The organism is Pseudomonas sp. FSL W5-0299 (assembly GCF_005930655.1).
Taxonomy (GTDB): Bacteria; Pseudomonadota; Gammaproteobacteria; order Pseudomonadales; family Pseudomonadaceae; genus Aquipseudomonas; species Aquipseudomonas mandelii.
On record NZ_RXHX01000009.1, the window covers coordinates 132,190 to 158,360 of the forward strand.

The 26,171-nt window shown below is 60.1% G+C and carries 22 protein-coding genes; all 22 read left to right on the top strand.

What is annotated here, in order from left to right; genetic code table 11:
- Window positions 1-115: 115 nt before the first annotated feature.
- The 22 genes from FHL16_RS14160 (at window position 116) to FHL16_RS14265 (ending at window position 26,169) form a co-directional block, all read left to right on the top strand.
- The gene (locus FHL16_RS14160) at window positions 116-391 is read left to right on the top strand and encodes an HU family DNA-binding protein (protein WP_003213368.1); all 276 of its coding nucleotides are present in this window, start codon (window positions 116-118) and stop codon (window positions 389-391) included.
- Window positions 392-1,040: 649 nt separating this feature from the next.
- A complete protein-coding gene (gene tssA, locus FHL16_RS14165; RefSeq protein ID WP_077748557.1) occupies window positions 1,041-2,597 on the top strand; it encodes a type VI secretion system protein TssA in 1,557 nt (518 codons plus the stop codon).
- Between the two features lie 32 nt (window positions 2,598-2,629).
- Entirely contained in the window at window positions 2,630-3,133 is a 504-nt protein-coding gene (gene tssB, locus FHL16_RS14170; protein ID WP_010465292.1) for a type VI secretion system contractile sheath small subunit, read from the top strand.
- A gap of 28 nt (window positions 3,134-3,161) precedes the next feature.
- A complete protein-coding gene (gene tssC, locus FHL16_RS14175) occupies window positions 3,162-4,637 on the top strand; it encodes a type VI secretion system contractile sheath large subunit (RefSeq protein ID WP_077748558.1) in 1,476 nt (491 codons plus the stop codon).
- A gap of 14 nt (window positions 4,638-4,651) precedes the next feature.
- Window positions 4,652-5,059 (top strand): type VI secretion system baseplate subunit TssE, encoded by a 408-nt coding sequence (gene tssE / locus FHL16_RS14180; RefSeq protein WP_008150080.1) that lies wholly within the window; start codon window positions 4,652-4,654, stop codon window positions 5,057-5,059.
- 10 nt (window positions 5,060-5,069) lie between these two features.
- Window positions 5,070-5,576 (top strand): PAAR domain-containing protein, encoded by a 507-nt coding sequence (locus FHL16_RS14185; RefSeq protein ID WP_077748559.1) that lies wholly within the window; start codon window positions 5,070-5,072, stop codon window positions 5,574-5,576.
- Window positions 5,577-5,581: 5 nt separating this feature from the next.
- Window positions 5,582-6,334, top strand: coding sequence for a hypothetical protein (locus FHL16_RS14190; RefSeq protein ID WP_010465285.1), 753 nt, complete (start codon window positions 5,582-5,584; stop codon window positions 6,332-6,334).
- Window positions 6,335-6,360: 26 nt separating this feature from the next.
- Window positions 6,361-6,639 carry a hypothetical protein gene (locus FHL16_RS14195; RefSeq protein ID WP_224795533.1) on the top strand — a complete coding sequence of 93 codons (279 nt, stop codon included), beginning with the start codon at window positions 6,361-6,363 and terminating at the stop codon, window positions 6,637-6,639.
- Between the two features lie 363 nt (window positions 6,640-7,002).
- A complete protein-coding gene (locus tag FHL16_RS14200; protein WP_231990950.1) occupies window positions 7,003-7,470 on the top strand; it encodes a hypothetical protein in 468 nt (155 codons plus the stop codon).
- Window positions 7,471-7,494: 24 nt separating this feature from the next.
- Complete coding sequence (gene tssF, locus FHL16_RS14205; RefSeq protein ID WP_010465276.1) at window positions 7,495-9,282, top strand: type VI secretion system baseplate subunit TssF; 1,788 nt, start codon at window positions 7,495-7,497, stop codon at window positions 9,280-9,282.
- Window positions 9,246-10,253 (top strand): type VI secretion system baseplate subunit TssG, encoded by a 1,008-nt coding sequence (tssG, locus tag FHL16_RS14210; RefSeq protein ID WP_010465275.1) that lies wholly within the window; start codon window positions 9,246-9,248, stop codon window positions 10,251-10,253. The genes tssF and tssG overlap by 37 nt, the downstream gene beginning before the upstream one ends.
- A 13-nt stretch (window positions 10,254-10,266) precedes the next feature.
- Window positions 10,267-12,915, top strand: coding sequence for a type VI secretion system ATPase TssH (tssH, locus tag FHL16_RS14215; RefSeq protein ID WP_010465273.1), 2,649 nt, complete (start codon window positions 10,267-10,269; stop codon window positions 12,913-12,915).
- 10 nt (window positions 12,916-12,925) lie between these two features.
- Window positions 12,926-14,443 carry a sigma-54 interaction domain-containing protein gene (locus FHL16_RS14220; RefSeq protein WP_077748561.1) on the top strand — a complete coding sequence of 506 codons (1,518 nt, stop codon included), beginning with the start codon at window positions 12,926-12,928 and terminating at the stop codon, window positions 14,441-14,443.
- 306 nt (window positions 14,444-14,749) lie between these two features.
- Complete coding sequence (locus tag FHL16_RS14225) at window positions 14,750-14,890, top strand: hypothetical protein (protein ID WP_007894589.1); 141 nt, start codon at window positions 14,750-14,752, stop codon at window positions 14,888-14,890.
- Between the two features lie 17 nt (window positions 14,891-14,907).
- Complete coding sequence (gene tagH / locus FHL16_RS14230; RefSeq protein ID WP_077748562.1) at window positions 14,908-16,104, top strand: type VI secretion system-associated FHA domain protein TagH; 1,197 nt, start codon at window positions 14,908-14,910, stop codon at window positions 16,102-16,104.
- Window positions 16,105-16,109: 5 nt separating this feature from the next.
- Window positions 16,110-16,610 (top strand): type VI secretion system lipoprotein TssJ, encoded by a 501-nt coding sequence (gene tssJ, locus FHL16_RS14235; RefSeq protein WP_010465266.1) that lies wholly within the window; start codon window positions 16,110-16,112, stop codon window positions 16,608-16,610.
- A 2-nt stretch (window positions 16,611-16,612) separates the two neighbouring features.
- On the top strand, window positions 16,613-17,944 hold the full coding sequence (tssK, locus tag FHL16_RS14240) for a type VI secretion system baseplate subunit TssK (protein ID WP_077748563.1): 1,332 nt from the start codon (window positions 16,613-16,615) through the stop codon (window positions 17,942-17,944).
- A 5-nt stretch (window positions 17,945-17,949) separates the two neighbouring features.
- Window positions 17,950-18,825, top strand: coding sequence for a type IVB secretion system protein IcmH/DotU (gene icmH / locus FHL16_RS14245; protein ID WP_010465262.1), 876 nt, complete (start codon window positions 17,950-17,952; stop codon window positions 18,823-18,825).
- A 13-nt stretch (window positions 18,826-18,838) separates the two neighbouring features.
- The gene (tssM, locus tag FHL16_RS14250; protein ID WP_077748564.1) at window positions 18,839-22,378 is read left to right on the top strand and encodes a type VI secretion system membrane subunit TssM; all 3,540 of its coding nucleotides are present in this window, start codon (window positions 18,839-18,841) and stop codon (window positions 22,376-22,378) included.
- Window positions 22,378-23,106, top strand: coding sequence for a PP2C family protein-serine/threonine phosphatase (locus FHL16_RS14255; protein ID WP_077748565.1), 729 nt, complete (start codon window positions 22,378-22,380; stop codon window positions 23,104-23,106). The genes tssM and FHL16_RS14255 overlap by 1 nt, the downstream gene beginning before the upstream one ends.
- A complete protein-coding gene (locus FHL16_RS14260) occupies window positions 23,103-24,104 on the top strand; it encodes a serine/threonine-protein kinase (protein ID WP_077748566.1) in 1,002 nt (333 codons plus the stop codon). The genes FHL16_RS14255 and FHL16_RS14260 overlap by 4 nt, the downstream gene beginning before the upstream one ends.
- A 28-nt stretch (window positions 24,105-24,132) precedes the next feature.
- A complete protein-coding gene (locus tag FHL16_RS14265) occupies window positions 24,133-26,169 on the top strand; it encodes a type VI secretion system Vgr family protein (protein WP_077748567.1) in 2,037 nt (678 codons plus the stop codon).
- Window positions 26,170-26,171 lie beyond the last annotated feature (2 nt).

The window sequence follows — 26,171 nt, forward strand, 5'->3', positions numbered from 1 at the left end:
CGTGCCATTCTCACTCCCGTCTGCCGCAGAGTAGAGCACCTGCGGCGCTTTGGGCGCTGTTCCAACGAGAACAGCACGGACATAACAACAAAAAACCGTCAAAGGGGCTTCACTAATGCGTAAACCAGAACTCGCCGCTGCAATCGCTGAAAAAGCAGATCTCACCAAAGAGCAGGCCAACCGCGTTCTCAACGCCGTTCTCGAAGAAATCACCGGCGCTCTGCACCGCAAAGACAGCGTCACGCTGGTGGGCTTCGGTACCTTCCTGCAACGCCACCGCGGTGCCCGCACCGGCAAAAACCCGCAAACCGGTGAACCTGTCAAAATCAAGGCCAGCAATACTGTCGCGTTCAAGCCAGGCAAATCGTTGAAAGACAGCGTTAATCCGTAATTGCGGCGAACTCCCTGAATAATGGGGAGAACCGTATTGAAAAATGGGCATACCGATTAATTCGGATGCCCATTTTTTATAGGTGCTGTTCCAATGTGTATATATGCCGGGATGGACTGATTAATACACTCTGGAAAACTAATGCTCACTTGCTCGCTGTTTCAAGTCCTTCACTGATATCTCCCGATATATTAAGTGCCATCATGGCGATGGCACTTTCCTGCGTCTCCGTTGTCGCGCCTCATTCTTTTCCATGATGACCACAACCTTTCGGACGATTCCTACATTCATTGTCTTTTATTGTTGGCATGCTCTACGGCTATGAGGGGAAAATGTTGCCAACAAATCGGCGCATCCCTCTCGGGGCGCTCTGGCTCGGTGCTTTCAGGGGTTGCTGTAAGAGCGTGAATATTAAATCGGCATCGGGGAATCCCCTGTCTCATATAGGGAAACCTCTTACACGCAATAAAGCGCACTTCGTCTTGTTGTTTAATCAGATGCTTGCTAGTGGCCATCATTGTGATTACGATGCGCCCACTTGAAAGAGCACGAACTCAATTGGATGAGACTCATCGCAGCTCTTTGATACTGTCCCGCGTCGCTGCAACTGCAATTGGCGTTCGACCGTAATCCTAATTAAAGGCCATGGATGTCCTACTCAAGCAAACTTTCCGCTCATTACCTCGAACTCGCAAAAGCCTCTGTTTCCAAAGAGAATTTCGCGGGCGAGGACGTTCGCTTTTCGAGCGAATATGAGGCACTGGAAAGCGAGCTGGCGAAAGCCTCGTCCATGCACGAAAGCGGTCAGATCGACTGGCTGAAAATCCGAGAAAACAGCGAAAACCTGCTGCGCACCCAGTCCAAGGATTTGCGGGTCGGCGCCTGGCTGACGTGGGCCTTGTACCAGCGCGAATCGTTCCAGGGCTTGCTGGCTGGCCTCGGGTTGCTGCACCACCTGTGCGAGAACCACTGGGCTGACCTTCACCCGAACAAGGCCCGCACTCGCTCCGCTGCAATCAGTTGGCTGGTGCCGCGCCTTGAGCAGGTGCTGACCGAGAACGTCGCGATCAAAGAGCAGTTGCCGATGTTCCGGCGGCTGGTCGAACATCTGGAAGGCCTCGATGCCGCCTGCACCGAGCATTTGGGTGACGATGCGCCGCTGCTGCTGCCGATCTCCCGCCGTCTGAAAAACATGGTGCAACGCGCCGCCGACAACCAGCCGGAACCCGGCGTGGTTGGCGCCGCAGTGGCCCAGGTCAAACAGGCCGCGACGCAGCTGTTCGCCCCCGGCGCACCGATCGACAACGAAAAAGAAGCCCACAAGGCCCTGCGCGCCCAGCAGGAAAGTGCCCGTCCGTTGTGTGCCTGGTGGCTCAAGCAGAAAGCCACTGATCTGCGCGCCCTGCGCCTCAATCGCACGCTGCTGTGGCTGCCCATCGACGCAGTGCCCGAGCGTAACGCCGAGCAAATCACCGTGTTGCGCGGCTTGCCCGCCGACAAGCTCAAGGCCTATCAGGACCGCTACGATCAAGCCAAATACGCCGACCTGCTGGTGGAACTGGAGGCGAGCCTGGCGAAGGCGCCGTTCTGGTTCGATGGCCAGCGAATGGTCTGGGAGTGCCTCCAGGGCCTGAACGCCGAGATGGCAATGCGCGAAGTGGAAATCCACTTCGCGCTTTTGATTCAGCGCCTGCCCGGCATCATCGAATTGCGTTTCCACGACGGCGCGCCGTTCGCCGATCCGGCCACCCGCGCCTGGATCAGCGCCAGCGTCATGCCGCACCTGCAAAGCGCCAGTGCGCCGCGCAAGGTTGAAGTCGCCGACACCCAGCCAGCCTGGGAAGTGGCCCTCGAGGAAGTCCTGCCGATCCTGCGCAAGGACGGCCTCAAGGCCGCCGTGCAGATCCTCAAGCAGGGGCTGCAAAGCGCCCAGGGCGGACGCGTCCGGTTTTTCTGGCAGTTCGCCCTCGCGCGGCTGTGCTTCATGGCCAAGAAATACGAACTGGCCAAGACCCAACTCGAAACACTCGACCAAACATTACAGGACTCAGGCCTGAACGCCTGGGAGCCCGATCTTGCGCTGGAAGTGCTGCATTTACTGCATAGCTGCTGCGAGTTGTTGCCGCAGAACCATGCCGTACGTGAACGCAAGGAAGAGATTTATCGCAGGCTGTGCCACCTCGATCTCGAAGTGGTACTCGAATAGGCCCCAGGGCCACAACCGCAAGGAGAAAAGCCATGGCCAAAGAAGGCTCGGTAGCCCCCAAGGAACGCATCAACGTCACCTTCAAACCTGCCACCGGTGGTGCACAGGAAGAGATCGAACTGCCGTTGAAACTACTGGCAATCGGTGACTACACCCACCGCAAGGACGAACGCAAAGTCGAAGATCGCAAGCCGATCAGCATCGACAAAATGACGTTTGACGAAGTGCTGGCCAAGCAAGAGCTGAGCCTGACACTGAGCGTACCGAACCGTCTTCAGGAAGAAGGTGACACTGAAGAACTGGCCGTGAAACTGCGCGTCAATTCGATGAAGGACTTCAACCCGGCCTCGCTGGTCGAGCAAGTGCCTGAGCTGAAAAAACTGATGGAACTGCGCGACGCGCTGGTGGCCCTCAAAGGCCCGCTGGGTAACGCGCCTGCGTTCCGCAAAGCCATCGAAGGCGTTCTCGCCGACGACGAATCCCGCGGTCGCGTACTGGGTGAGCTGGGCTTGAACGCCGCCGCCCAGGACGCCTGAGTCTCTATCAGCCAAGGAAGCCAACACAATGAGCACTAGCGCAGCACAGCAAAAGAGCAAAGAGAGTGGCGAATACAGCATTCTCGACAGCATCATCGCCGAAACCCGCCTGACGCCGGACGACGAAGCCTACGACATCGCCAAGCGCGGTGTGTCGGCCTTCATCGAAGAGCTGCTCAAGCCGCAGAACAACGGTGAGCCGGTCAAGAAAGCCATGGTTGACCGCATGATCGCCGAGATCGATGCCAAGCTCAGCCGTCAGATGGACGAAATCCTGCACCACCCTGACTTCCAGTCCCTGGAATCGTCGTGGCGTGGCCTGCAGTTGCTGGTCGACCGCACCAACTTCCGTGAAAACATCAAGATTGAAATCCTCAACGTCTCCAAAGAAGACCTGCTGGACGATTTCGACGATTCGCCGGAAGTGATGCAATCGGGCCTGTACAAGCACATCTACACCGCTGAATACGGTCAGTTCGGTGGTCAGCCTGTGGGCGCGATCATCGCCAACTACTTCATGTCCCCAAGCTCGCCGGACGTGAAACTGATGCAGTACGTGTCCAGCGTTGCCTGCATGTCCCACGCGCCGTTCATTGCGGCTGCCGGCCCGAAATTCTTCGGTCTGGAAAGCTTCACCGGCCTGCCGGACCTCAAGGATCTGAAAGATCACTTCGAAGGCCCGCAATTCGCCAAATGGCAGAGTTTCCGCCAGTCGGAAGACTCCCGTTACGTTGGCCTGACCGTGCCGCGTTTCCTGCTGCGTAACCCGTACGACCCGGAAGAAAACCCGGTCAAATCGTTCGTGTACAAAGAAACCGTCGCCAACAGCCACGAGCACTACCTGTGGGGCAACACTGCCTACGCGTTCGGCACCAAGCTGACCGACAGCTTCGCCAAATTCCGCTGGTGCCCGAATATCATCGGCCCGCAGAGCGGTGGCGCGGTTGAAGACCTGCCGTTGCACCATTTCGAAAGCATGGGCGAAATCGAAACCAAGATTCCTACGGAAGTTCTGGTTAGCGACCGTCGTGAATACGAACTGGCCGAGGAAGGCTTCATCTCCCTGACCATGCGCAAAGGCTCCGACAACGCGGCGTTCTTCTCCGCGAGCTCGGTGCAGAAGCCGAAGTTCTTCGGCATCAGCGCAGAAGGCAAGGCGGCAGAGCTGAACTACAAGCTCGGCACCCAACTGCCGTACATGATGATCGTCAACCGCCTGGCTCACTACTTGAAAGTGCTGCAGCGCGAGCAACTCGGTTCGTGGAAAGAACGTACCGACCTCGAGCTGGAACTGAACAAGTGGATCCGCCAGTACGTGGCCGACCAGGAAAACCCGAGCGCCGAAGTCCGTGGCCGTCGTCCACTGCGCGCTGCCCAGATCATCGTCAGCGATGTCGAAGGCGAGCCTGGCTGGTACCGCGTCAGCCTGAACGTGCGCCCGCACTTCAAGTACATGGGTGCCGATTTCACCCTGTCGCTGGTTGGCAAGCTGGACAAAGAGTAAGAGGAGCCTGAGTCATGACTGGATACGGCAGCCTTTTCGAACGCCTGGGTGGCGACGCGGACAAACGCGTCGGCTGGAGCCGCGAGGTCTCCGCCATGGCGTCCGTGGCTGCCCATCTGGCCAAGATGCTCAGCACCCGTGCGGGCAGCGTGCAAACGCTGTCCGATTACGGGCTACCCGATCTCAATGACATGCGTCTGAGCCTGCACGACTCCCTGAGTCAGGCCCGTCTGGCCATCGAAAATTTCATCGAAGCCTACGAGCCACGCTTGAGCAATGTGCGTGTCATCTCCCTGCCGCGTGATCACGATCAGCTTCGCCTGTCCTTCAGCATCGAAGGCCTGCTGGAAGTTGATGGTTTCAAGCGTCAGGTCAGTTTCGCCGCGCGCCTGGATGGCAGCGGTCAAGTCAAGGTCAACTAAGGAGATTCGTATGTCCGGCAAACCCGCAGCACGTGTCACCGACCCCACCGCTTGCCCGCTCCCCGGCCACGGCACCAACCCGATCGCCGCCGGTTCCGGCGATGTCTTCTTCGACGGCCTCGCGGCCGCCCGCCAAGGCGATGCCTCGGCGTGTGGTGGTGCGATGTCGGGTGGATTGGCGACGACGGTTTTGATCAACGGCAAACCGGCTGCGACGGTGGATTCCGTCGGGACCCATGGCAACAAGGTTACAGCTGGGTCCGGGACGGTGATTATCGGGAATTCGCATTCGCCGGTGCCGTTTGTGGCGCCGTTGCCTTTGATTCTGCCTGGTTTTGATGAGCAATTTGTCCTGACTGACAAAAGCGGAGCGCCTATGGCAAACCGTCGATATCTCTTGGTCCGAGAAAATGGTCTTCAAGAAGAAGGCGTTACTAGTGATACAGGTTTGACTCATCGAGTGACGCGGCACGCGAGTGCGGAAAAAGTCGATATCTACGTTGCATCAGAGGATTGATGCAAATGACGACAGACGTGTTGGAAACATCAACAGGGATATTTAAAAAGGTTGCTTCGACCAGCAGTACTGCTACTGCGGACAGGACACCGAAACATATCGTTCTGGAAGAAGGTCTGACTGTTTATCTCGGTGGTGCTGGGATGACCGGTGGGTATATTGATGACCAGATTAAGTCACTGCGTATGGTGGGTATTAGTGGCGCAGTAGTAGGGCGTAATACTGAGGGTCAATATGCTGATGCTGTTGCTGGCGTCAATAAGCACCGTTACAGGCTTAAGAAAATTAACGGCATGTCGGACACTGGACCGTATAGCGTTGAGGCGGACTGGAGTCTGAAGTCGTTAGGCGTTAGCCGATCTTTTCCAACCGGAGGGCAATTTAATCTTATTGGTTATTCCTTTGGATCGCTGGTAGCCGCCCAATCTGCTCTTTATTACGCAGATAAAGGGCAGGCCGTTGATTATCTTGTACTGATAGGTTCTCCAATTTCTGAAGAAATGCTTGGGGAAGTTAGGCAGCAATCCCTGATCGAGCATGTAGTCATTCTTGACTTGAAGGAGCATGGCGACCCTATTCATGCAGGCATGTCATTTTTTGACTTGGCTGAGCATGCTCCTTTGCTCGGCTCGCAGATGACCGAGTCCAGCGAGCGTAAAGAAGGTGTGGGACATTTTTACTACGGTATTGACGGTCCTTCAGGTGAGCAGCGCCGACTAGAGCTGGCAAAGTTCCTCTATGCACAGGGCTTGCGTTGATGGGTAGCGCAAAAACAGTCAGAGCAATGATCATCATCGCCAACGCTTTGATCGCACCGTTTGCATTGTTCGAAATTTATGCGGTTATCCGGTTCGGGTTTGCGGAGCCTTATAGTTATTTGCTTTCCGTTCCGCTGGGAATTATCTCGTTCTTGCTATTACAGTTCGCTATTGGTTATGGAGTGGTTAAAGGGTGGATGGCCTGCAGAATGCCCAGTAACTATTATTTGCTCGTGCTTTGGATAATCGGTTTGCTGGTGTTGTTCGTGCTTCCGAAGTTTTTTTCAGATGGGCCGATGTCGTGATTAGTTATGAAACTAACCCCATTCCAAAGATTGCGCTTGAGCTGCTGCATTCGAAAGATTTGGTCGTGTCGAAAATTCTTAAAATGATCAACTATTTTTATTTTTTGACCTCCGCGGTTTTTCTGTTGATGTCGTGCACTGATCCGAAAACTAAGTGGTCAATAGCTGGGGTTGATGTCTACGGAGGCTTATTTGTTTTTTGTATGTTTTTTTATATTCCGATGATGGTGTTTTCTTTTTACTATTTTGTAAGAGCGCTAATGGATTTCTTCAAATATAAACGCTCGCACGATGGCTTTTCGTTCTTGGTTTCCTCCGTTGTAGGTGTTGTTGCTCTTTACAGTTTCAATCACTGGGTGTTCAGTGAAATTTACTAACGATTCGGCGCAGAACATTCGAAAAAGCGAATGCTGCGCTAATCCAAATTTTTTCAGAGTAGCGCTCTGGTCTCCGCTCCTGGTGATGTTGGCTTTGACACTGGTCGAGCAGGGCGACGAATACGCGGCGGTTCTGGACTGGCAACAAATGCTGTTGATCTACGTTCTCTCATTCGGAATCCCGGCCTACATCGCATTTGCCCTGTGGGCAATGCGAGCACTGAACGGAAAAACCGAACAGCAGATTTTGAAAAGCGTGTGGCGCGCACCACTGACCTTCATCCCTTTTTACGCTGTCCCGTGGGTGATTTATGGGTTGGCCCATGTGCTTTTGGGGAGCCTTGCCGGGTTCCCGATGATGTTGGGCTGGCTGGCTTTTTTACCGTACCTCCTCATTGCGGGCTACGTGGTTTCCGGTCTGACAGTCGCGCTCTACAGGACAGTTTTTTCATGAGATCCACCACCAGGAAGGTACCCCGTGTCCTTTAACCACTACTACCAAAGCGAACTCACCGCACTTCGCCAGTTAGGTCGTCGATTCGCCGAGCGTAGCCCGGCATTGGCGCCTTTCCTTGGCCAGGCCGGGCGAGATCCGGACGTGGAGCGGTTGCTTGAGGGCTTCGCGTTCCTGACCGGGCGCCTGCGCCAGAAGCTCGATGACGAACTGCCAGAACTCAGCCATTCCCTGATGCACTTGCTGTGGCCGAACTACATGCGGCCGTTGCCGGCGTTCAGCATTTTGCAGTTCGATCCGTTGAAGCGTTCGGGTCCTGCGTTGATGGTCGAGCGCGACACGCCAGTCGAGAGTGTGCCAATCGACGACGTGCGTTGCCGTTTCCGCACGTGCTACCCGACCGAAGTCTTGCCGCTGGATCTGGCTGCGCTGAATTACTCGGTGAAGGGCGACGGCTCGCTGTTGAGCCTGCGTCTGGAGATGAGCGCTGACGGTCATCTCGGTGAATTGGAGCTGAGCCGCCTGCGCCTGCACTTCGCCGGCGAGCGTTACATCAGCCAGATGCTCTACCTCAGCCTGCTGCGCAATCTGGAAGGCATCGAGCTGATCCCGCTGGACGGCGCCGGCAAGCCCATCAACGGCGTCAACGGCATGCCGATGGCGTTCAAGATGCCCGGCGACCGCGTGCAGCCGGTGGGTTTCGCCGAAGAAGAAGCGTTGATCCCGTATCCGCTGAATACCTTCCGTGGCTATCGCTACTTGCAGGAATACTTCGCTTTCCAGGACAAATTCCTGTTCGTCGACGTCAACGGTCTCGACATGCTCAAGGCATTGCCGGAAGACACGCTCAAGCAAATGCGCGGCCTCGAATTGCGCTTCGACATTCGCAAGAGCGGCATCATGCGCATGCGCCCGACGCTGGACAACGTGAAGCTCTACTGCACGCCGATCGTCAACCTGTTCAAGCACGACGCGCTGCCGATCCGCCTCGACGGCAAGCAAGACGAATACCTGCTGCTGCCCGCCGAATTCGATTTGCAGAACTGCGGCGTGTTCTCGGTGGAAACGGTCACGGGATGGAAGCCCGGCGGCCTCGGTTATCAGGAATACGTGCCGTTCGAATCGTTCGAGCACGACCCGAGTTTCGACGTGCCCAACAGCCGTCCGCATTACAGCATCCGCCAGCGTTCGTCGCTGTTGCACGACGGCCTCGATACTTATTTGAGCTTCGGCATCCGCCACACCGAAGCCCACGAAACCCTGTCGATCGAGCTGATGTGCACCAACCAGAACCTGCCCAAAAAGCTCAAGCTCGGCGACATCAGCATGGCCTGCGAAGACACGCCGGAGTTCCTGAGCTTCCGCAACATCACCCCGGCCACACCCAGTTACGCGCCGCCGCTGAACCGCGACTTTCTCTGGAAGCTGATCAGCAACATGTCGCTCAACTACCTGTCGCTGGCCGACGTCAACGCGTTGAAGGTGATTCTGGAAACCTACGACCTGCCGCGCTACTACGACCAACACGCTGAAAAAGTCAGCAAACGCCTGCTCGGCGGGCTCAAGTCGATCAAGCACAAACACGTCGACCGGTTGCACCGAGGGTTACCGGTTCGCGGGTTGCGCACCGAACTGACCATCGACCCGGAAGGGTATATCGGCGAGGGCGACCTGTTCGTTTTCGCCTCGGTTCTTAACGAGTTTTTCGCGCTTTACGCCAGTCTCAATTCGTACCACGAGCTGCGAGTAAAAAGCACACAGGGAGAGGTGTACCAATGGACACCACGTATGGGCCTTCAGCCGCTTCTTTAAGCGGTCTGACCCGAGGAATACGCGAGTACTCGCTGTTTCAGGCCGTGCTGCTGGTGGTTGACCGGCTGCGCGAGGCCCACCCGCACCTGAGCCAGGACGATCTGTACGATCAGCTCGAATTCCAGGCCAACCCGAGCCTGGGTTTCCCGGGCAGCGACGTCGATCGTGTGGAGTTTTTCCACGAGCACGGGCAGATGCGCGCGCGCCTGCGTTTCAACCTGATCGGCCTGGTCGGTTCCGGCTCGCCACTGCCGGCGTTCTACGGTGAACAGGCCCTGGGCGACAGCGAAGACGGCAACCCGACCCGCAACTTCCTCGACCTGTTCCACCATCGCCTGCAACGGCTGATGCTGCCGATCTGGCGCAAGTACCGCTACCGCGCCAGTTTCGAGAGCGGCGCGCTCGATCCGTTTTCTTCCCAGCTTTTTGCGCTGATCGGCCTTGGCGGCGAAGAGATCCGCAAGGCCCAGGAACTGAACTGGAAGCGTCTGCTGCCGTACCTTGGCCTGCTCAGTTTGCGGGCGCACTCGGCGGCGCTGATCGAAGCGGTGCTGCGTTACTACTTCAAGCACGCTGAACTGACCATCGAGCAGTGCATCGAGCGTCGCGTGGAGATTCTCGACGAGCAGCGCAATCGTTTGGGCCGCGCCAACAGCCTGCTTGGCGAAGACCTGGTGCTGGGCGAGCACGTGCGCGACCGCAGCGGAAAATTCCGCATCCACATCCGCGAGCTCGACTGGCAGCGCTTCCACGAATTCCTGCCGATCGGTTTCGGCTACCAGCCGCTGTGCGCGCTGGTGCGGTTCACCCTGCGTGACCCGCTCGATTACGACATTCGCCTGGTGCTGCGCCAGGAAGAAATCCGCGAACTGCGCATCGGTGAGCAAAACGCCTGTCGCCTGGGATGGACCAGTTGGCTGGGCCGCGAAAAAGCGGACGGCGTGGTTACCCTGGGCAGCAAAATTCATTAAGGACAGATGACCCATGATCAACGTAGACCTGCAACAACTTATCCAGGCGCTGGACGCCGAAACCCGTCGTGACCTGGAAAGTTCGGCCGAACGTTGCGTCGCCCGTGGCGGCAGCAAAATCCTCGTCGAAGACTTGCTGCTCGGCCTGCTGGAGCGCCCGCAAGGCCTGCTCGCACGCGCGCTGCAAGACGCCGAAGTGGATGCCGGCGAACTGAGCGCCGCGTTGCAATCGCGGGTCGAGCACAGCGCTTCGCGCAACCCGGTGTTCGCCCCGGAACTGGTGCAGTGGCTGCAAGATGCGTTGCTGGTGGCCAACCTTGAACTGGGCCAGAGCCAGGTCGAGCAAGCCGCGTTGATCCTCGCGCTGCTGCGTAACCCGATGCGCTACGCCGGCAGCCGCTACCAGTCGTTGCTGGCCAAGCTGAACATCGAGCGCCTGAAAGAATTCGCCCTGTCGCAGAAAGAACAACCGGCCACCGGCAAGCCTGCCGTGCCGGGCGAATCGCTGCTGGAGCGCTTCACGCACAACCTCACTCAACAAGCCCGCGACGGCAAACTCGACCCGGTGCTGTGCCGCGATGGCGCGATTCGCCAAATGGTCGACATCCTCGCCCGCCGCCGCAAAAACAACCCGATCGTGGTCGGTGAAGCCGGTGTCGGTAAAACCGCCATCGTCGAAGGCCTGGCCTCGCGCATCGCGGCTGGTGAAGTGCCGCAAGTGTTGAAAGGCGTGGAGTTGCTGTCGTTGGACATGGGCCTGTTGCAGGCCGGCGCCAGCGTCAAAGGTGAATTTGAACGTCGCCTCAAAGGCGTGATCGACGAAGTCAAAGCCTCGCCGAAACCGATCATTCTGTTCATCGACGAAGCGCACACGCTGATCGGCGCGGGCGGCAATGCCGGCGGTTCCGACGCAGCCAACCTGCTCAAGCCAGCCCTGGCCCGAGGCGAGTTGCGCACCATCGCCGCCACCACCTGGGCGGAGTACAAAAAATACTTCGAAAAAGACCCGGCCCTGGCCCGTCGCTTCCAGCCGGTGCAACTGCACGAACCGACCGTCAGCGAAGCGGTGACCATCCTTCGTGGTCTTGCTCAGGTGTACGAGAAGAGCCACGGCATCTACCTGCGCGATGACGCGGTGGTGGCGGCGGCGGAATTGTCGGCACGTTACCTCGCGGGCCGTCAGCTGCCGGACAAAGCCGTCGACGTCCTCGACACCGCTTGCGCCCGTGTGCGCATCAGCCTCGCCGCCGCCCCGGAAAGCCTCGAACGCCTGCGTGGTGAACTGGCTGAAGGTGGCCGTCAGCGTCAGGCCCTGCGCCGTGATGCCGAGGCCGGTTTGCTGATCGATCACGAAGCGCTGGACGCGTTGGAAGATCGCCTGGCCGCCGCCGAAGAGGAAATGGTCGCACTGGAAACCCTGTGGACCGAACAAAAAGAATTGGCCGAACGCTTGCTGGATCTGCGTCAGCAACTGGCCAAGGCCCGCGAAGCAGCGGCCGTCGAACCGACCGTCACGGTTGAAGAAGACGCCGAAGGCACCGTGATCGAAACGCTGCCGGTGGACGAGGCACACAGCGTCGAAACCCTGGAAGCCGCGCTCAACGACACTCACAAAGCCCTGACCGAGCTGCAGGTCAAAGAACGTCTGGTGAGCTTCGAAGTGTGCCCGCGTCTGGTCGCCGAAGTGATCAGCGCCTGGACCGGCGTGCCATTGGCTCAACTGGCCCGCGAGCACAACGCCAAAGTCGCGAGCTTCGCCACCGATTTGCGCACCCGCATTCGTGGTCAGGAACAAGCCGTTCACGCGCTGGACCGCTCGATGCGCGCCACCGCTGCCGGCCTGAACAAACCAGACGCCCCGGTTGGCGTGTTCCTGCTGGTCGGCCCGAGCGGCGTCGGCAAGACCGAAACCGCGCTGGCCCTGGCCGACTTGCTGTACGGCGGTGATCGTTTCATCACCACCATCAACATGTCCGAGTTCCAGGAGAAACACACGGTCTCGCGCCTGATCGGCGCACCGCCGGGCTACGTCGGTTATGGCGAGGGCGGCATGCTCACCGAAGCCGTGCGCCAGAAACCGTACTCGGTCGTGTTGCTCGATGAAGTCGAGAAGGCCGACCCGGACGTGCTGAACCTGTTCTACCAAATCTTCGACAAAGGCGTGGCCAACGACGGCGAAGGGCGCGAGATCGACTTCCGCAACACGTTGATCCTGATGACCTCGAACCTGGGCAGCGACCGCATCAGCGAACTCTGTGAAAACGGTGCGCGGCCGAGTGCCGAAGTGCTTGAAGAAACCATCCGCCCGGTGCTCAGCAAACACTTCAAACCGGCGCTGCTGGCGCGGATGCGCGTGGTGCCTTACTACCCGGTCGGTGGCCCGGTGCTGCGCGAGCTGATCGAAATCAAACTCGATCGTCTGGGCGAGCGCCTGAACCGTCGCCAGCTGGATTTCACCTACTCGCAAGACCTCGTCGATCACCTGGCCGAACGTTGCACCCAAAGCGACAGCGGTGCGCGTTTGATCGACCACTTGCTCGACTTGCACGTTCTGCCGCTGGTGGCCGACCGTTTGCTCGATGCGATGGCCACCGGTGAAAGCCTCAAGCGTGTCCACGCGACGCTCGACGGTGGAGCCAGCGTGACGTGCGAGTTCGCCTGAGGTGGGTGTGATGTTCACTCAAGTGCCGCAACCGCTGGTGTATGCCGAAGCCTTGCTGGCGCAATTCGCCAGCCTGTCGCGCGCGGCGGACGGTGCTGCGCTGCTGGGTGACTTCGTGCGCGGGCTGGCCGAGCTCAGTGGTTGCGAATTGACGCAGCTGTACTTGCTGGACGCGACTCACACGTGCCTGGGGATGAACGCCGAGTGCCTCAACGGCATCCTGCAACCCCGGGAAGCGGCGAGCCTGCCGGCGGATTACAACGGTGAACAACTGCTGCAATTCGCCCTGTGCCAGAACCGCGTAGTGAGCCTCAGCGAGTTGAGTGGCAGCCTGCACGAAACCAGCTTTTTGCCGCCACAGGCCACGCCTTGGCAGTCGCTGTTGTGCGTGCCGCTGGTCAATCAGCAGAAAGCTGTCGAAGGCTTGCTGCTGTGCGCCAGTCGCCGGCACGTCGACCTGCAAGGCTTTGCCGATTCCCTCGCTCAACTGGGTTCGTTCGTGCTGGGCCAACTGCATCTGTTGCAGCGTTTGCGCCAGCCGGCGGGTGAGACGAGACCGTTGAAGGCCAGCGTCCCGAGCGCCAGCGGTTATGGCCTGATCGGCAAGAGCAAGGCCATGCGCGAGACGTATTCGCTGATCAGCAAAGTCCTGCACAGCCCGTACACCGTGCTGCTGCGCGGCGAAACCGGTACCGGCAAGGAAGTGGTCGCACGCGCCATCCACGACTGTGGCCCGCGCCGTTCCCAGGCGTTCATCGTGCAGAACTGCGCGGCGTTCCCCGAGAACCTGCTGGAAAGCGAACTGTTCGGCTACCGCAAAGGCGCGTTCACCGGCGCGGACCGCGACCGTGCCGGGCTGTTCGACGCGGCCAATGGCGGCACCTTGTTGCTCGATGAAATCGGCGACATGCCGTTGTCCCTGCAAGCCAAGCTGTTGCGGGTTTTGCAGGAAGGCGAGATTCGTCCGCTGGGTTCCAACGACACCCACAAGATCGACGTGCGCATCATTGCCGCGACGCACCGGGATTTGTCGGTGCTGGTCAGCGAAGGCAAATTCCGCGAGGACTTGTACTACCGCCTCGCGCAATTCCCGATCGAGCTCCCGGCCCTGCGCCAGCGCGAAGGCGACATCCTCGACCTGGCCCGGCATTTCGCCGACAAGGCGTGCTCGTTCTTGCAGCGCGATGCGGTGCGTTGGTCCGATGCGGCGCTGGATCACCTGTCCGGCTATGCGTTCCCCGGCAACGTGCGCGAACTCAAAGGCCTGGTCGAACGCGCGGTGTTGCTGTGCGAGGGCGGTGAGTTGCTGGCCGAGCATTTCTCCCTGCGCATGGAGGCCATGCCCGAAGACAACAGCCTGAACCTGCGCGAACGCCTGGAGCAGGTCGAACGCAGCCTGTTGCTCGATTGCCTGCGCAAAAACGACGGCAACCAGACTCTCGCCGCCCGCGAACTCGGCCTGCCACGCCGCACGCTGCTTTATCGCCTTGGGCGCCTGAATATCAATTTGGGTGATTTCGATGGTTAACCCCATTTTCTACCCACCAATAACTCTGGCTGGAATGCTTGCTTTGGCGAGCACATTCCCTATGGCGAGGGAGCTTGCTCCCGCTGGGCTGCGCAGCAGCCCCAAAACCATGCGCCGCGGTGTCTCAGTCAAACGGCATTCGTTGATTTACGACTGCTGCGCCGCCGAGCGGGAGCAAGCTCCCTCGCCACAGGGGATCGGCTCTAACCACCGGATTAGAGCCCCACAACCCATTTCATCTGCTTTCGATAGCGCCGCCCAACCGGGTCGGCGCTTTGTGCTTTGTCTACCCATGGAGACCCTCTGATGCCTGTTCGTCACTGGCAAGCCGTCCTGCTGACCCTCGTCGTTCTATGCGGCCTCGGCGGCTGTAGCGGCAATTACAAATACAACGACAACACCTATCGCCCATTGGGTGATCCGCAGGCGGTCAATCGCGGCAAGTGACCGCAAGGAGTATCACCATGGAACTGGTTTTCGAAATGCTGAACACCAAGCAATTCGTGCCCACGGATTTGTGCCAGAAGACCTTCAAACAGGCCGGTGGCGTGATTGGCCGGGGCGAGGACTGCGACTGGATCATCCCTGACCGCAAGCGTCACCTGTCCAACCACCACGCGTTGATCAGCTACCGCGAAGGCACGTTTTTCCTGACCGATACCAGCAGCAACGGTATCCAGGACAGCGAGAGCGGCGCGCGCCTGCGCAAGGGCGAAGCGATGCGCATCGAGCACGGCAGCGTGTACGTGCTGGGTGATTTCGAGATCCGTGCGCGACTGGTCCGCGATCCGGCGACCTTCGACGTCGAAGTCGGCCGTCCGCAAGCGGCCGGCAGCATCATTCCGGACGATGCGTTCCTCGACCTCGACCCGCTGAACGCTCTCGATCAGCAAGAGCGCGTGTATTCGGAAATCGACGAACTGATCTCCCCGAGCACGACCATTGAGGACACCCGTCAGCGCGCCGACTACGCCCGCATCGACATGGAAAGCCTGATGGTCCCGGAGCTGATCAACGCCCCGGCAGAGCCAGCCCCTGCTCCACCGCCCAAAGCGGTCGAGCGTCAGAGCGAAGGTTTCTGGGAGCACTTCGGCGCCGCGCTGGGCGTGGACCTCAAAGGCCTCGACCACGACGCCCGCGAAGCCATGGCGCTGAACGCTGCCCGCTTGCTCAAGCAGAGCGTCGGCGGGTTGCAGCAGAGCCTGCGCACCCGCAGCGAACTGAAAAACGAACTGCGCCTGGCCCAGACCACGGTGCAAGGCACTCACAAGAACCCGCTGAAATTCGCCGTCGATGCCGGCGAAGCGCTGGGCATTTTGTTGCAGCCGAACAAGCCGGGCCAGATGCCGCCCGAGCAAGCGATCTCCCGTGCGTTCCGTGATTTGCAGGCGCATCAGGTGGCATTGCTGACCGCCAGCCGCGCCGCCGTTCGGGGCACGCTGGAACACTTCTCGCCGCAGCAACTGACCCTGCGTTTCGAGCGCGACAACAAGCCGTTGCTGGCCACATCCGGCAGCCGCTGGAGAGCCTACGGTCGTTATCACCAGGCCCTGCGCCAGGACGATGACTGGAGCGAGCGCCTGCTGGCTCGCGATTTCGCCCAGGCCTACGAAGAACAGATCCGCCTGATTTCCACCCTTCACACCGACCACCAAGGATGATGCGCATGTCTCGCTGCTCGACCGCTTTTTTCAAGACGCTGACGGCGTTCGCGGCCCTGGTGCTGCTGGCTGGCTGCTCGTCGCTGTCGCCGTATTCCCACGTCACCAAGCTCAACTTGAAGCTCACCGCCAGCGATCAGCTGAACCCGGACCTCAACGGGCGTCCGTCGCCGATCGTCGTGCGCCTGTTCGAGCTCAAGCACCCGGTGACCTTCGAGAACGCTGACTTCTTCAGCCTGTACGAGCGCGCCAAGGAATCCCTGGCCCCGGACCTGGTGGCCAGCGAAGAACTCGAACTGCGCCCGGGCGAAACCGTCGAACTCAAGCTCAGCGTGGAGGAGGGCAGCCGCTACGTCGGCATCCTCGCCGCCTACCGCGACCTGCCGGAAACCAAATGGCGCTATACGGTGCAAATCACCCCGGTGGAAGTCACCGACGCAGACCTGACCCTCGATCAGGCCGGTATTCGCAACAGCAACGAAACGCTCGCCAAGGCGGATGACTGAACATGAATTCCCATAAAGTCATTTGGCAGGAAGGCATGCTGCTGCGTCCGCAGCACTTCCAGCATAACGACCGTTATTACGAGCACCAGATGAAGACCCGCACCCAGTTGCTGGGCAGCTACACCTGGGGCTTCCTCAATCTGGAAATCGATTTGCAGTTCCTCAACATGGGCAAACTGGTGATCAGCCAGGCCTCGGGGATTCTGCCGGACGGCAGTCTGTTCGAACTCGGCGGCAACACCGAGCCGTTGGCCCTCGACGTGCCGCCGAACACTGGCAACACGCCGATCTACCTGGCACTGCCACTGGTCACCGGCAATCACATCGAGTCCCGCCGCCCGGAGCAATCCGACGTGCTGGCGCGCTATACCGCGTATGAAGCGGAAGTGGCCGACTCCAACGCCGGCGATGACTCAGCCAGCCAGGTCAGCTGTGGCCGCCCGGACTTCAAACTCTTGCTCGGTGAGCAACAGAGCGACCAGGCTTACGTGAAGCTGAAAATCTGCGACGTGCTCGACACCACGCCCGACGGCGTGATCAGCCTCGACCCGGATTTCGTGCCGACCTACATTCAGGCGCATGCCTCCAGCTACTTGCTGTCGTGCCTGAAAGAAGTGATCAGCATGCTCGGTCACCGTGGCGACACCATCGCCGAGCGCATCCGTTCCAACGGCAAGGTCGGTGGCGCGGAAGTCGGCGACTTCATGATGCTGCAACTGATCAACCGCACCGAACTGCTGCTGCGTCACTACCTCGGCCTGGAGCAGGTTCACCCGGAAGAGTTGTACCGCACGCTGCTGACCATGCTCGGCGACTTGGCAACCTTCTCCAGCGACAGTAAACGCCCGCGTCTGGACAGCCGTTACCAGCACAGCGACCAGGGCGCGAGCTTCCGCAAACTGATGGAAGCGATTCGTCAGGTGCTGTCGATGGTGCTCGAACAGCACGCCATCGAACTGGTGCTGCAAGCGCGTCAGTACGGGATCATTGTCTCGCCGTTGCACGACCACAAACTGCTGGGCTCGGCCTCGTTCGTGCTTGCCGCCAGTGCCAACTGCGACTCCGAAGAATTGCGCCACCGCTTGCCGGCGCACCTCAAGGTCGGCCCGGTGGAGCGCATCCGCCAGCTGGTCAACCTGCACCTGCCGGGGATCAAGGTCAAACCGTTGCCGGTGGCACCACGGCAGATCGCGTTCCACTCCAACAAAACCTATTTCATTCTCGAACTCAGTTCCGAAGACCTGGCACAACTCGAGCGCTCCGGCGGCTTCGCGTTCCACGTGTCCGGCGAATTTGCCGAGCTTGAACTGAAATTCTGGGCCATCAGGAACTGACCGACATGATCAAGGACATGGAACATAACCAGGACGATAAAACCGTCCTGCTCGACCGCCAGGGCCACGGCCCTGCTTCGAGTCCGCTGACAGACTTCGCTGCACCGCCGCGCTTCGAACAGCTTGAAGAACGGATGATTTATGCCGCGCGCCTGCGCCCGGCGGAATCCTTCAACATCAGCCTCAATTCGCTGGTGGCCGCGGCGTCCGATCTGTTGTCGGAAGTGGTGCGCCTCAAGCACAGCGATACCCGCGAAGACATGTACGCGCTCAACGAGCGCCTGACTGCCGGGCTGAAACTGTTTGAAGTGCGCGCCCTGCACAACGGCGCCGAAAGCAGCCAGGTGATGGCCGCGCGTTACGTGCTCTGCACCGTGGTCGACGAAGCCGTCGTGACCACGCCGTGGGGCAACGAAAGCGAGTGGTCGCAGATGAGCCTGCTCAGCAGCTTCCACAACGAAACCTTCGGTGGCGAGAAGTTCTTCCAGCTGCTCGATCGCCTGTCGAAAAACCCGGTCAAGCACCTGCCGATGCTGGAGCTGATGTACCTGTGCCTGTCCCTCGGTTTCGAAGGCAAATACCGGGTGCAAGCCCGCGGCATGCTCGAGCTCGAAGGCATCCGCGACGCCTTGTATCGCCAGATCCGTCAGTTGCGCGGCGACGTGCCTCGTGAGTTGTCGCCGCATTGGGAAGGCTTGAACGATCAGCGCCGCAGCCTGGTGCGCATCGTGCCGGCGTGGATGGTGGTGCTGTTCACCGTGGTCTGCCTGGTGGTGATGTATTCGGGTTTCGCCTGGGTATTGGGCGAGCAACGCGAAACCGTTCTGCAACCTTTTCAGCAGCTAGATCCGGCCGCGGTCCAGCCGCAGTCGCAGCCGTAAACAGGGACGTGTGATGAAAAAGTTTTTCAAGAAAGTCGGCGCATTCTTGCGCAAGACCTGGGTCTGGACCTTGCTGGTGGTGCTGTTTGTCGCGCTGCTGGTGTGGTTTGTCGGGCCGCTGCTGGCCGTTGATGACTACAAGTTCTGGGAAGGTTCGACCTCCCGCCTGCTGACCATCAGTGTGCTGTTCCTGATCTGGGGCCTGACCATGGTCTTCGTCAGCTGGCGCGCTGGCGTACGCAAAAAGGCTATCGAAGACACCGAAGACGGCCAGGATCGTATCCGCCGTGAAGAGCTGATCGACGAAGAGCAGAAAGAACTTCGCGTGCGCTTCAAGGATGCGTTGAAAACCCTGAAGACCTCGAGCCTGTATCGCGGTCGCAGCGAACGCTGGCGCAGTGACTTGCCGTGGTACTTGCTGATCGGCCCGCAGGGCAGTGGCAAGACCAGCCTGCTGGACTTCTCGGGCCTTGAGTTTCCGATCAACAAGATCGACCGCAAGCTGACCCGCGACACCCTCGGCACCCGTCATTGCGACTGGTACTTCGCCGACCACGGTGTGCTGATCGACACCGCCGGGCGTTACCTGACCCAGCCGGATACCGAAGTCGATGGCAGTGCCTGGAGCACCTTGCTCGACCTGCTGCGCAAGCGTCGCCGCAACCGTCCGTTGAACGGCGTGCTGGTGACCATCCCGGTTGAATTGCTGCTGGGCAACACCGAGCAGGACCTCGACACCCTGGCTCGCCAGGTGCGTGCGCGTCTGCAAGACGTGCATCAAAAACTGCATGTCGATGTGCCGGTTTATCTGGTGCTGAGCAAGGCCGACAAGCTGCTCGGTTTCGACGAGTTCTTCGATCAACTGACCCGTGAAGAAAGCGATCAGGTGCTCGGCACCAGCTTCCGCAAAGAGCAGAGCGGCACCGACGTTGCCGTTCTGCGTGCCGAGTTCGAAGAGCTGCTGCGTCGCCTCAACAGCCAAGTGATCATGCGCATGCACCAGGAGCGCGACACCCAGCGCCGTGGCCGCATCCTCGACTTCCCGCATCAACTGGGGCAGATCGGCGAGCGCCTGTGCCTGTTCGTCGACATGGCGTTCACCGGCAACCGCTACCAGCGTGTCAGCCAGTTACGTGGTTTCTACCTGACCAGCGCACCGCACCTGACTCAAGAGATGGACCAGACCACCGCCGGCATCGGCGCCAGTCTGGGCATGAGCGCCGGCATGCTGCCGACCTTGCGCAGTGGCCGTTCGCGGTTCATTCACCATTTGCTCAGCCGGGTGATTTTCCCCGAGGCCGATCTGGCGGGTCTGGACAAGCGCGAACGCAGCCGCATCCATTGGGGGCAACGTGCCCTGTACGTGGGCGCACTGGCGGCACTGGCGCTGTTCGGCATGCTTTGGGCCGGCGGTTTCTCCGCCAACTACGAGCGTCTGGAAAACCTGCGCAACCTGGCGACCAACTGGACTCAGCAGCGCTCGGCCCTGACCGCGCGTGATGATTCCATGGCCGTGCTCAAGACCCTCGACACCAGCTATGCGGCGACCCAGGTCTTCCCGAAAAAAGGTGACGTGTCCTACCACGAACGTGGCGGACTGTACCAAGGTGAAGAGGTCAATCCGGTGGTCAAGGACGCCTACGAACGTGAGCTCGAAGCGCAATTGCTGCCGAAGGTTGCGACGCTGCTGGAAGGGCAGATCCGCGCCAACATGAAGGACCGCGAACGCTTGCTCAACAGCCTGCGCGCGTACCTGATGCTGAACATGAAGGATCGTCGCGATGCGGCATGGCTCAAGGATTGGGTCGCCACTGACTGGTCCCAGCGTTACGCCGGCAACACCGCGGTGCAGAACGGTTTGAACACGCACTTCGAGCGTCTGCTCAAGCAGCCGTTTATCTACCCGCTGAACGATCAACTGGTGGCCCAAGCGCGTCAGGTATTGCGCAGCGAGTCGCTGGCCAACGTGGTTTACCGGATGCTGCGCGAGCAGGCCCGCAACCTGCCGGAATACCGTTTGAGCCAACACATCGGTCCGCAGGCTTCGCTGTTTGTCGGCACCGATTACGTGATCCCGGGGTTCTACACCCAGCAGGGTTACCAGCAGTATTTCTCGGTCCAGGGCAGCACTCTGGTCACCGATATCCTGCGTGACAACTGGGTACTGGGCGAAGGCGCGGGCATCAGCGGCATGGACTTGCGTCGCCTGATGGTCGAACTGGAGCAATTGTACTTCCGCGACTACGCCAACTTCTGGAGTGAGGCGGTCGGCCAGGTTGCCCTGCCACCGATCAATGATGCGGGCGAGGGCGCCGAGCAACTGGCGGGCCTGACGTCGGCCAATTCCCCGGTGTTGCAACTGCTGGTGGAAGTGCGCGAGAACACCCGGTTCCCGGCAGAAGCCGAACCGGCTGAGCAAGCGGCTGAAGCCGCTGGAGCACTGGCCGATCAGAAAGGCAAATTGGGCAAGCTGGGCAAACTGGCGTCTGCCGCAGCGGACCAGGCTTCGGAGATGGCGGCGATCAAAAACCTGCCGGATACCGCGAAGAAATCCCTGCAACGCCGCTTCGAACCGTTGCACCGTCTGCTGGATGACAACAACGGCCCGGCCGCTGATTTGACCCCGGCACTGACGGCGCTCAACGACCTGCAACTGCAACTGGCGAGCCTGGCGCGTGCCAGTTCCCCGGATCAGGCCGCGTTCGAAATGGCCAAGACTCGCATGAGCGGCCAGCGTGATGCGCTGAGCAACTTGCGCAATGCCTCGAACCGTCTGCCGCGTCCCGTCAGCGTGTGGTTCAACGTCCTGGCTGAAGACACCTGGCGTCTGGTGCTGAACGATTCCTACCAGTACCTGAACCAGCGTTATCAGAGCGAGCTGTACAGCTTCTACGGCAAGGCGATCAACAAGCGTTACCCGTTCAGCGCCCACAGCACCAGCGACGTCGCGATCAGCGACTTCCGCGAGTTCTTCAAGGCGCAGGGCATCAACGATCGCTTCTTCGAGACCTACATGCGTCCGTTCGTCAGTGGCGATCCAGGCAATTACCGTCTGCGTTCCATCGACGGTCACAGCATGCCGATCTCCAAGGTCTACCTCGACCAGATGGCCGCGGCCCAAGTGATCCGCCAGAGCTTCTTCTCGGTCAACCCGGCCGAGCCGCAAGTGCAGTTCAAACTGGAGCCGTACACCCTCGACCCGGCTGTCAGCCGTTCCGAGTTCAAGTTTGGCGACAAGACCATCGAATACCGTCACGGCCCGATCGTGCCGGTGTCCTTCAAATGGCCGACCGACGCTGAAGACGGTCGCACCAGCCTGGTCCTCGACAAAATGGCTGGCCGCCCGATCGGCATCGAGAAGAACACCGGCCCGTGGTCGCTGTTCCGTCTGTTCGACCTGATGCAGACCGAGTACCTGAACGGTCGCGACGTGATGGTCCTGAAAGCTGACGTGGGTGGCCTGCGCGCCAATTACCTGCTCAGCAGCCAGCGCACGCCGAACCCGTTCGACATGGGCGTGCTGCGCACCTTCCGTATGCCGGTGCAGCTCTGATGCTGGTTGCCAGTCCCTGGCGCAGCGCTGCGCGTACCGATCCGGGCAAGGTTCGGGCGCGCAACGAAGATGCTTTCCTCGACTGTCCACAGCAGGGGCTGTGGGTGGTCGCGGACGGCATGGGCGGTCATCAGGGTGGCGACATCGCCAGCCAGTTGATCGTCGCCAGCCTGGCGGAATTGCCGGTGCAGGACGACTTCGACGAACGACTCAAAGGCATTCGCCAGTGCCTGCACTGGTTGAATCGCCGCTTGGGTCAGGAGTTGACCGTCACCGCCGGGCACCATGACAGCATCATGGGCAGCACCGTGGTGGCGCTGCTGGTGGAAGGCAATCGAGCGGCCTGTATCTGGGCCGGCGACAGCCGTTGCTACCTGTGGCGCGGCCAGCGTTTGTATCAGCTGTCCAAGGACCATTCGCTGCAACAGCAACTGATCGACGAGCAAAACATGAGCGTCGAGGACGCCCGTGCGCATCCATCGGCCCATGCCCTGACCCGTGCGGTCGGGGCGGCTGATGTGCTGACGCTGGACGTGCTCGAACTCGAGGTTTACCCCGGCGATACGTTTCTGTTGTGCAGCGACGGTTTGTACCAAGGACTCAGCAGCGATGCCTTGGGCAACGCCCTGAGCCTGACCGCGCCGCACGTTGCGCTGGAGCGTCTGTTCGACGGCGCCTTGCGTGGCTCGGCCCGGGACAACCTGACTGCCGTGGTGATCCGACAATGACCCAACTCATGCCGCCGCTCGACGACCTGCTGGTGACCGACGAGGAAGCCAATAACCTGACTTACTTCGCGTTCGCCAAGTCGCATAAAGCTGAGCCCGCGCTGGCGCCAACCAAGGCCAGCATCGGCGAAATGCCCGACGTGCTCGCAGGCCGTTACCGCATCGAGCGTCTGCTCGGTGCCGGCGGCATGGGCGCGGTTTACCGCGCACGGGACTTGCTGAGCGAACAGTTCGGCGATCCCGACCCTTACATCGCGCTGAAAATCCTCAGCGAAGAATTTGCCGAATCGCCGGACGCCAGCGCCTTGCTCTACAGCGAGTTCGCTCTGATCCGGCGCCTGCGCCACGACAACGTGCTGCGCTTGCACAGCTTTGAAGTGGACACCGATTGCCAGCGCGCCTTCATCACCATGGAACTCATGCGTGGGCTGACCCTGGACAAACTGCTCTGCGAGCGCCCCTTGGGCCTGCCGTGGAAAGAACTGCGCGACATCGCGCTGCCGCTGCTCGACGCGCTGGCCTACGCCCACGCTCGCGGCGTGCTGCACGGTGACATGAAACCGAGCAACGTGATGCTCAGCGAAGAAGGCGTGCGCCTGTTCGACTTCGGCCTCGGCCAGGCTGAAGAGGGCATCCTGCCTGGCTTGCCACACCTGAGCCGCGACCGCTTCAACGCCTGGACCCCGGGCTACGCCGCCCCCGAACTGCTTGAAGGTCAACCGCTGTCGGCCAGTGCAGATGTTTACGGCGTGGCCTGCGTGCTCTACGAACTGGCGGGCGGCAAACACCCGTTCCGCCGCTTGCCGTCGACCGAAGCCCGCGACGGCCACCTCGAACGCGAGCTGCACGCTCCACGAAATCTACCGAAACACTGCTGGCCAGCCCTGCGAACGGCGCTGGCTTTCGATGCGGCCAAGCGCACCATCACCGCCGCCCAACTGCGTGACGCCCTGGGCGCCACTTCGTCTTTGCTGCAACGCCTGCGACTGCGGGCGTAACGGATGACTACCGAACAGGGAGCAAGCAATGTTCAACTCAGCTAACGAAACCCACTTCAGCCTCACTGTTGAAGACTACGTGGGCGACCTGCAAGTGCTGTCGTTCACCGGCACTGAAGGCATCAGCCAGCCGTATCGCTTCGACCTGGAACTGGTCAGCGAAAACCCCGATCTGGACCTGGAAAAACTCCTGCACAAACAGGCGTTCCTGGCGTTCGATCCGCAGGGCTCCGGCATCCATGGCCAGATCTACCGCGTCGCCCAAGGCGATGCCGGCAAGCGCCTGACCCGCTACAAAATCTCTCTGGTGCCGCAACTGCAATACCTGCATCACCGCACCAACCAGCGCATCTACCAGCAGATGTCCGCGCCGAAAATCATCGCGCTGATCCTCGACGAGCACGGCATCAAGGGCAACGCCTACCGCTTCCAGCTCAGCCAGCCGTGCCCGGATCGCGACTACTGCGTGCAGTACGACGAAACCGACCTGCACTTCGTCCAGCGCCTGTGCGAAGAGGAAGGTATTCACTACCACTTCCAGCACAGCGACAAAGCCCATCTGCTGGTCTTCGGCGACGACCAGACCGTGTTCCCGAAGCTCGGGCAGCCAACCGCGTATGTGCAAGGCAGCGGCATGGTCGCCGACGAGCCCGTCATCAAAGGCTTCAAACTGCGCCTCGAAACCCGCACCGGCCGCGTCACGCGCCGCGACTACGATTTCGAAAAACCGCGCCTGCAACTCGAAGCCGCCTACAAACCCGACGGCGAAAGCACCGAACCGGATCTGGAAGATTACGACTACCCCGGCCGCTTCCTCGACCGCGCGCGCGGCAAATTCCTCAGCCAACGCGCCCTCGAACGCCACCGCGCCGACTACCAGCAAGCCGAAGGCCACGGCGACCAGACCAGGCTGATCAGCGGCCACTTCCTGGAAATGTCCGACCACCCGCGTACCGAGTGGAACGACCTCTGGCTGCTCACCGAAATCGTCCACGAAGGCAAACAACCGCAAGTCCTCGAAGAGTCCGTGACCAGCGACACCACCGACAACAAAGATGACTTCCACCAGGGCTACCGCAACCGCTTCCTCGCCACCCCATGGAACGTCTTCTACCGCCCCGCGCTGGAACACCCGAAACCCCGCGTCCTCGGCAGCCAGACCGCCATGGTCACAGGGCCCAAGGGCGAAGAAATCCACTGCGATCAGTACGGCCGCATCAAAGTGCAATTCCACTGGGACCGCGAAGGCCAGGCCGACGACAAAACCAGCTGCTGGATGCGCGTGTCTTCGAGCTGGGCCGGGGATCGCTACGGTGCCATCGTCATCCCGCGCATCGGCATGGAAGTGCTCGTCACCTTCCTCGAAGGCGACCCCGATCAGCCGTTGGTGACCGGGTGCCTGTATCACAAGGAAAACCAGGTTCCCTACGAATTGCCGGCGAACAAGACCCGCACCGTCTTCAAAACCCTCAGCTCCCCCGGGGGCGGTGGGTTCAATGAACTGCGGATTGAAGACAAGAAAGGGGCGGAGCAGATCTTCATCCATGCGCAGCGGGATTGGGATGAAAACATTGAGCACGACCAGAAGATTCGCGTCGGCAACGAACGCCACGACACGGTGGTGAAGAACACCTACACCGAGCTGAAAGCCGAAGAACACCGCACCACCATCGCCGACCGCAAGGTTGAAGCGCGGCTGGATGATCACCTGACGATTGGGCAGAACCAGCACGTGAAGCTCGGGACTGCGCAGCTGACGAGTGTCGGGAAAGAGATTCATCTGAAGGCTGGGGCGAAGATTGTTATTGAAGCTGGCAGCGAACTCACCATTTTGGGGGGAGGGAGCTTTATCAAGCTGGATGCTGGCGGGGTGACGGTTGTTGGGCCGGTGGTGAAGATTAATGCGGGTGGTTCGGCAGGGAGCGGGACGGGGATTGGGATTAAGCCGCCGGTGTTGCCGGGGGCGGCGGATAAGGATAAGGCGGGGAGTTTGATGGATCAGGCGTTGGGGAATGCTGTGCCTGAGAAGGTTAAACCGAAGGCTTTTTTTGTGTTTTCTGAGTGATC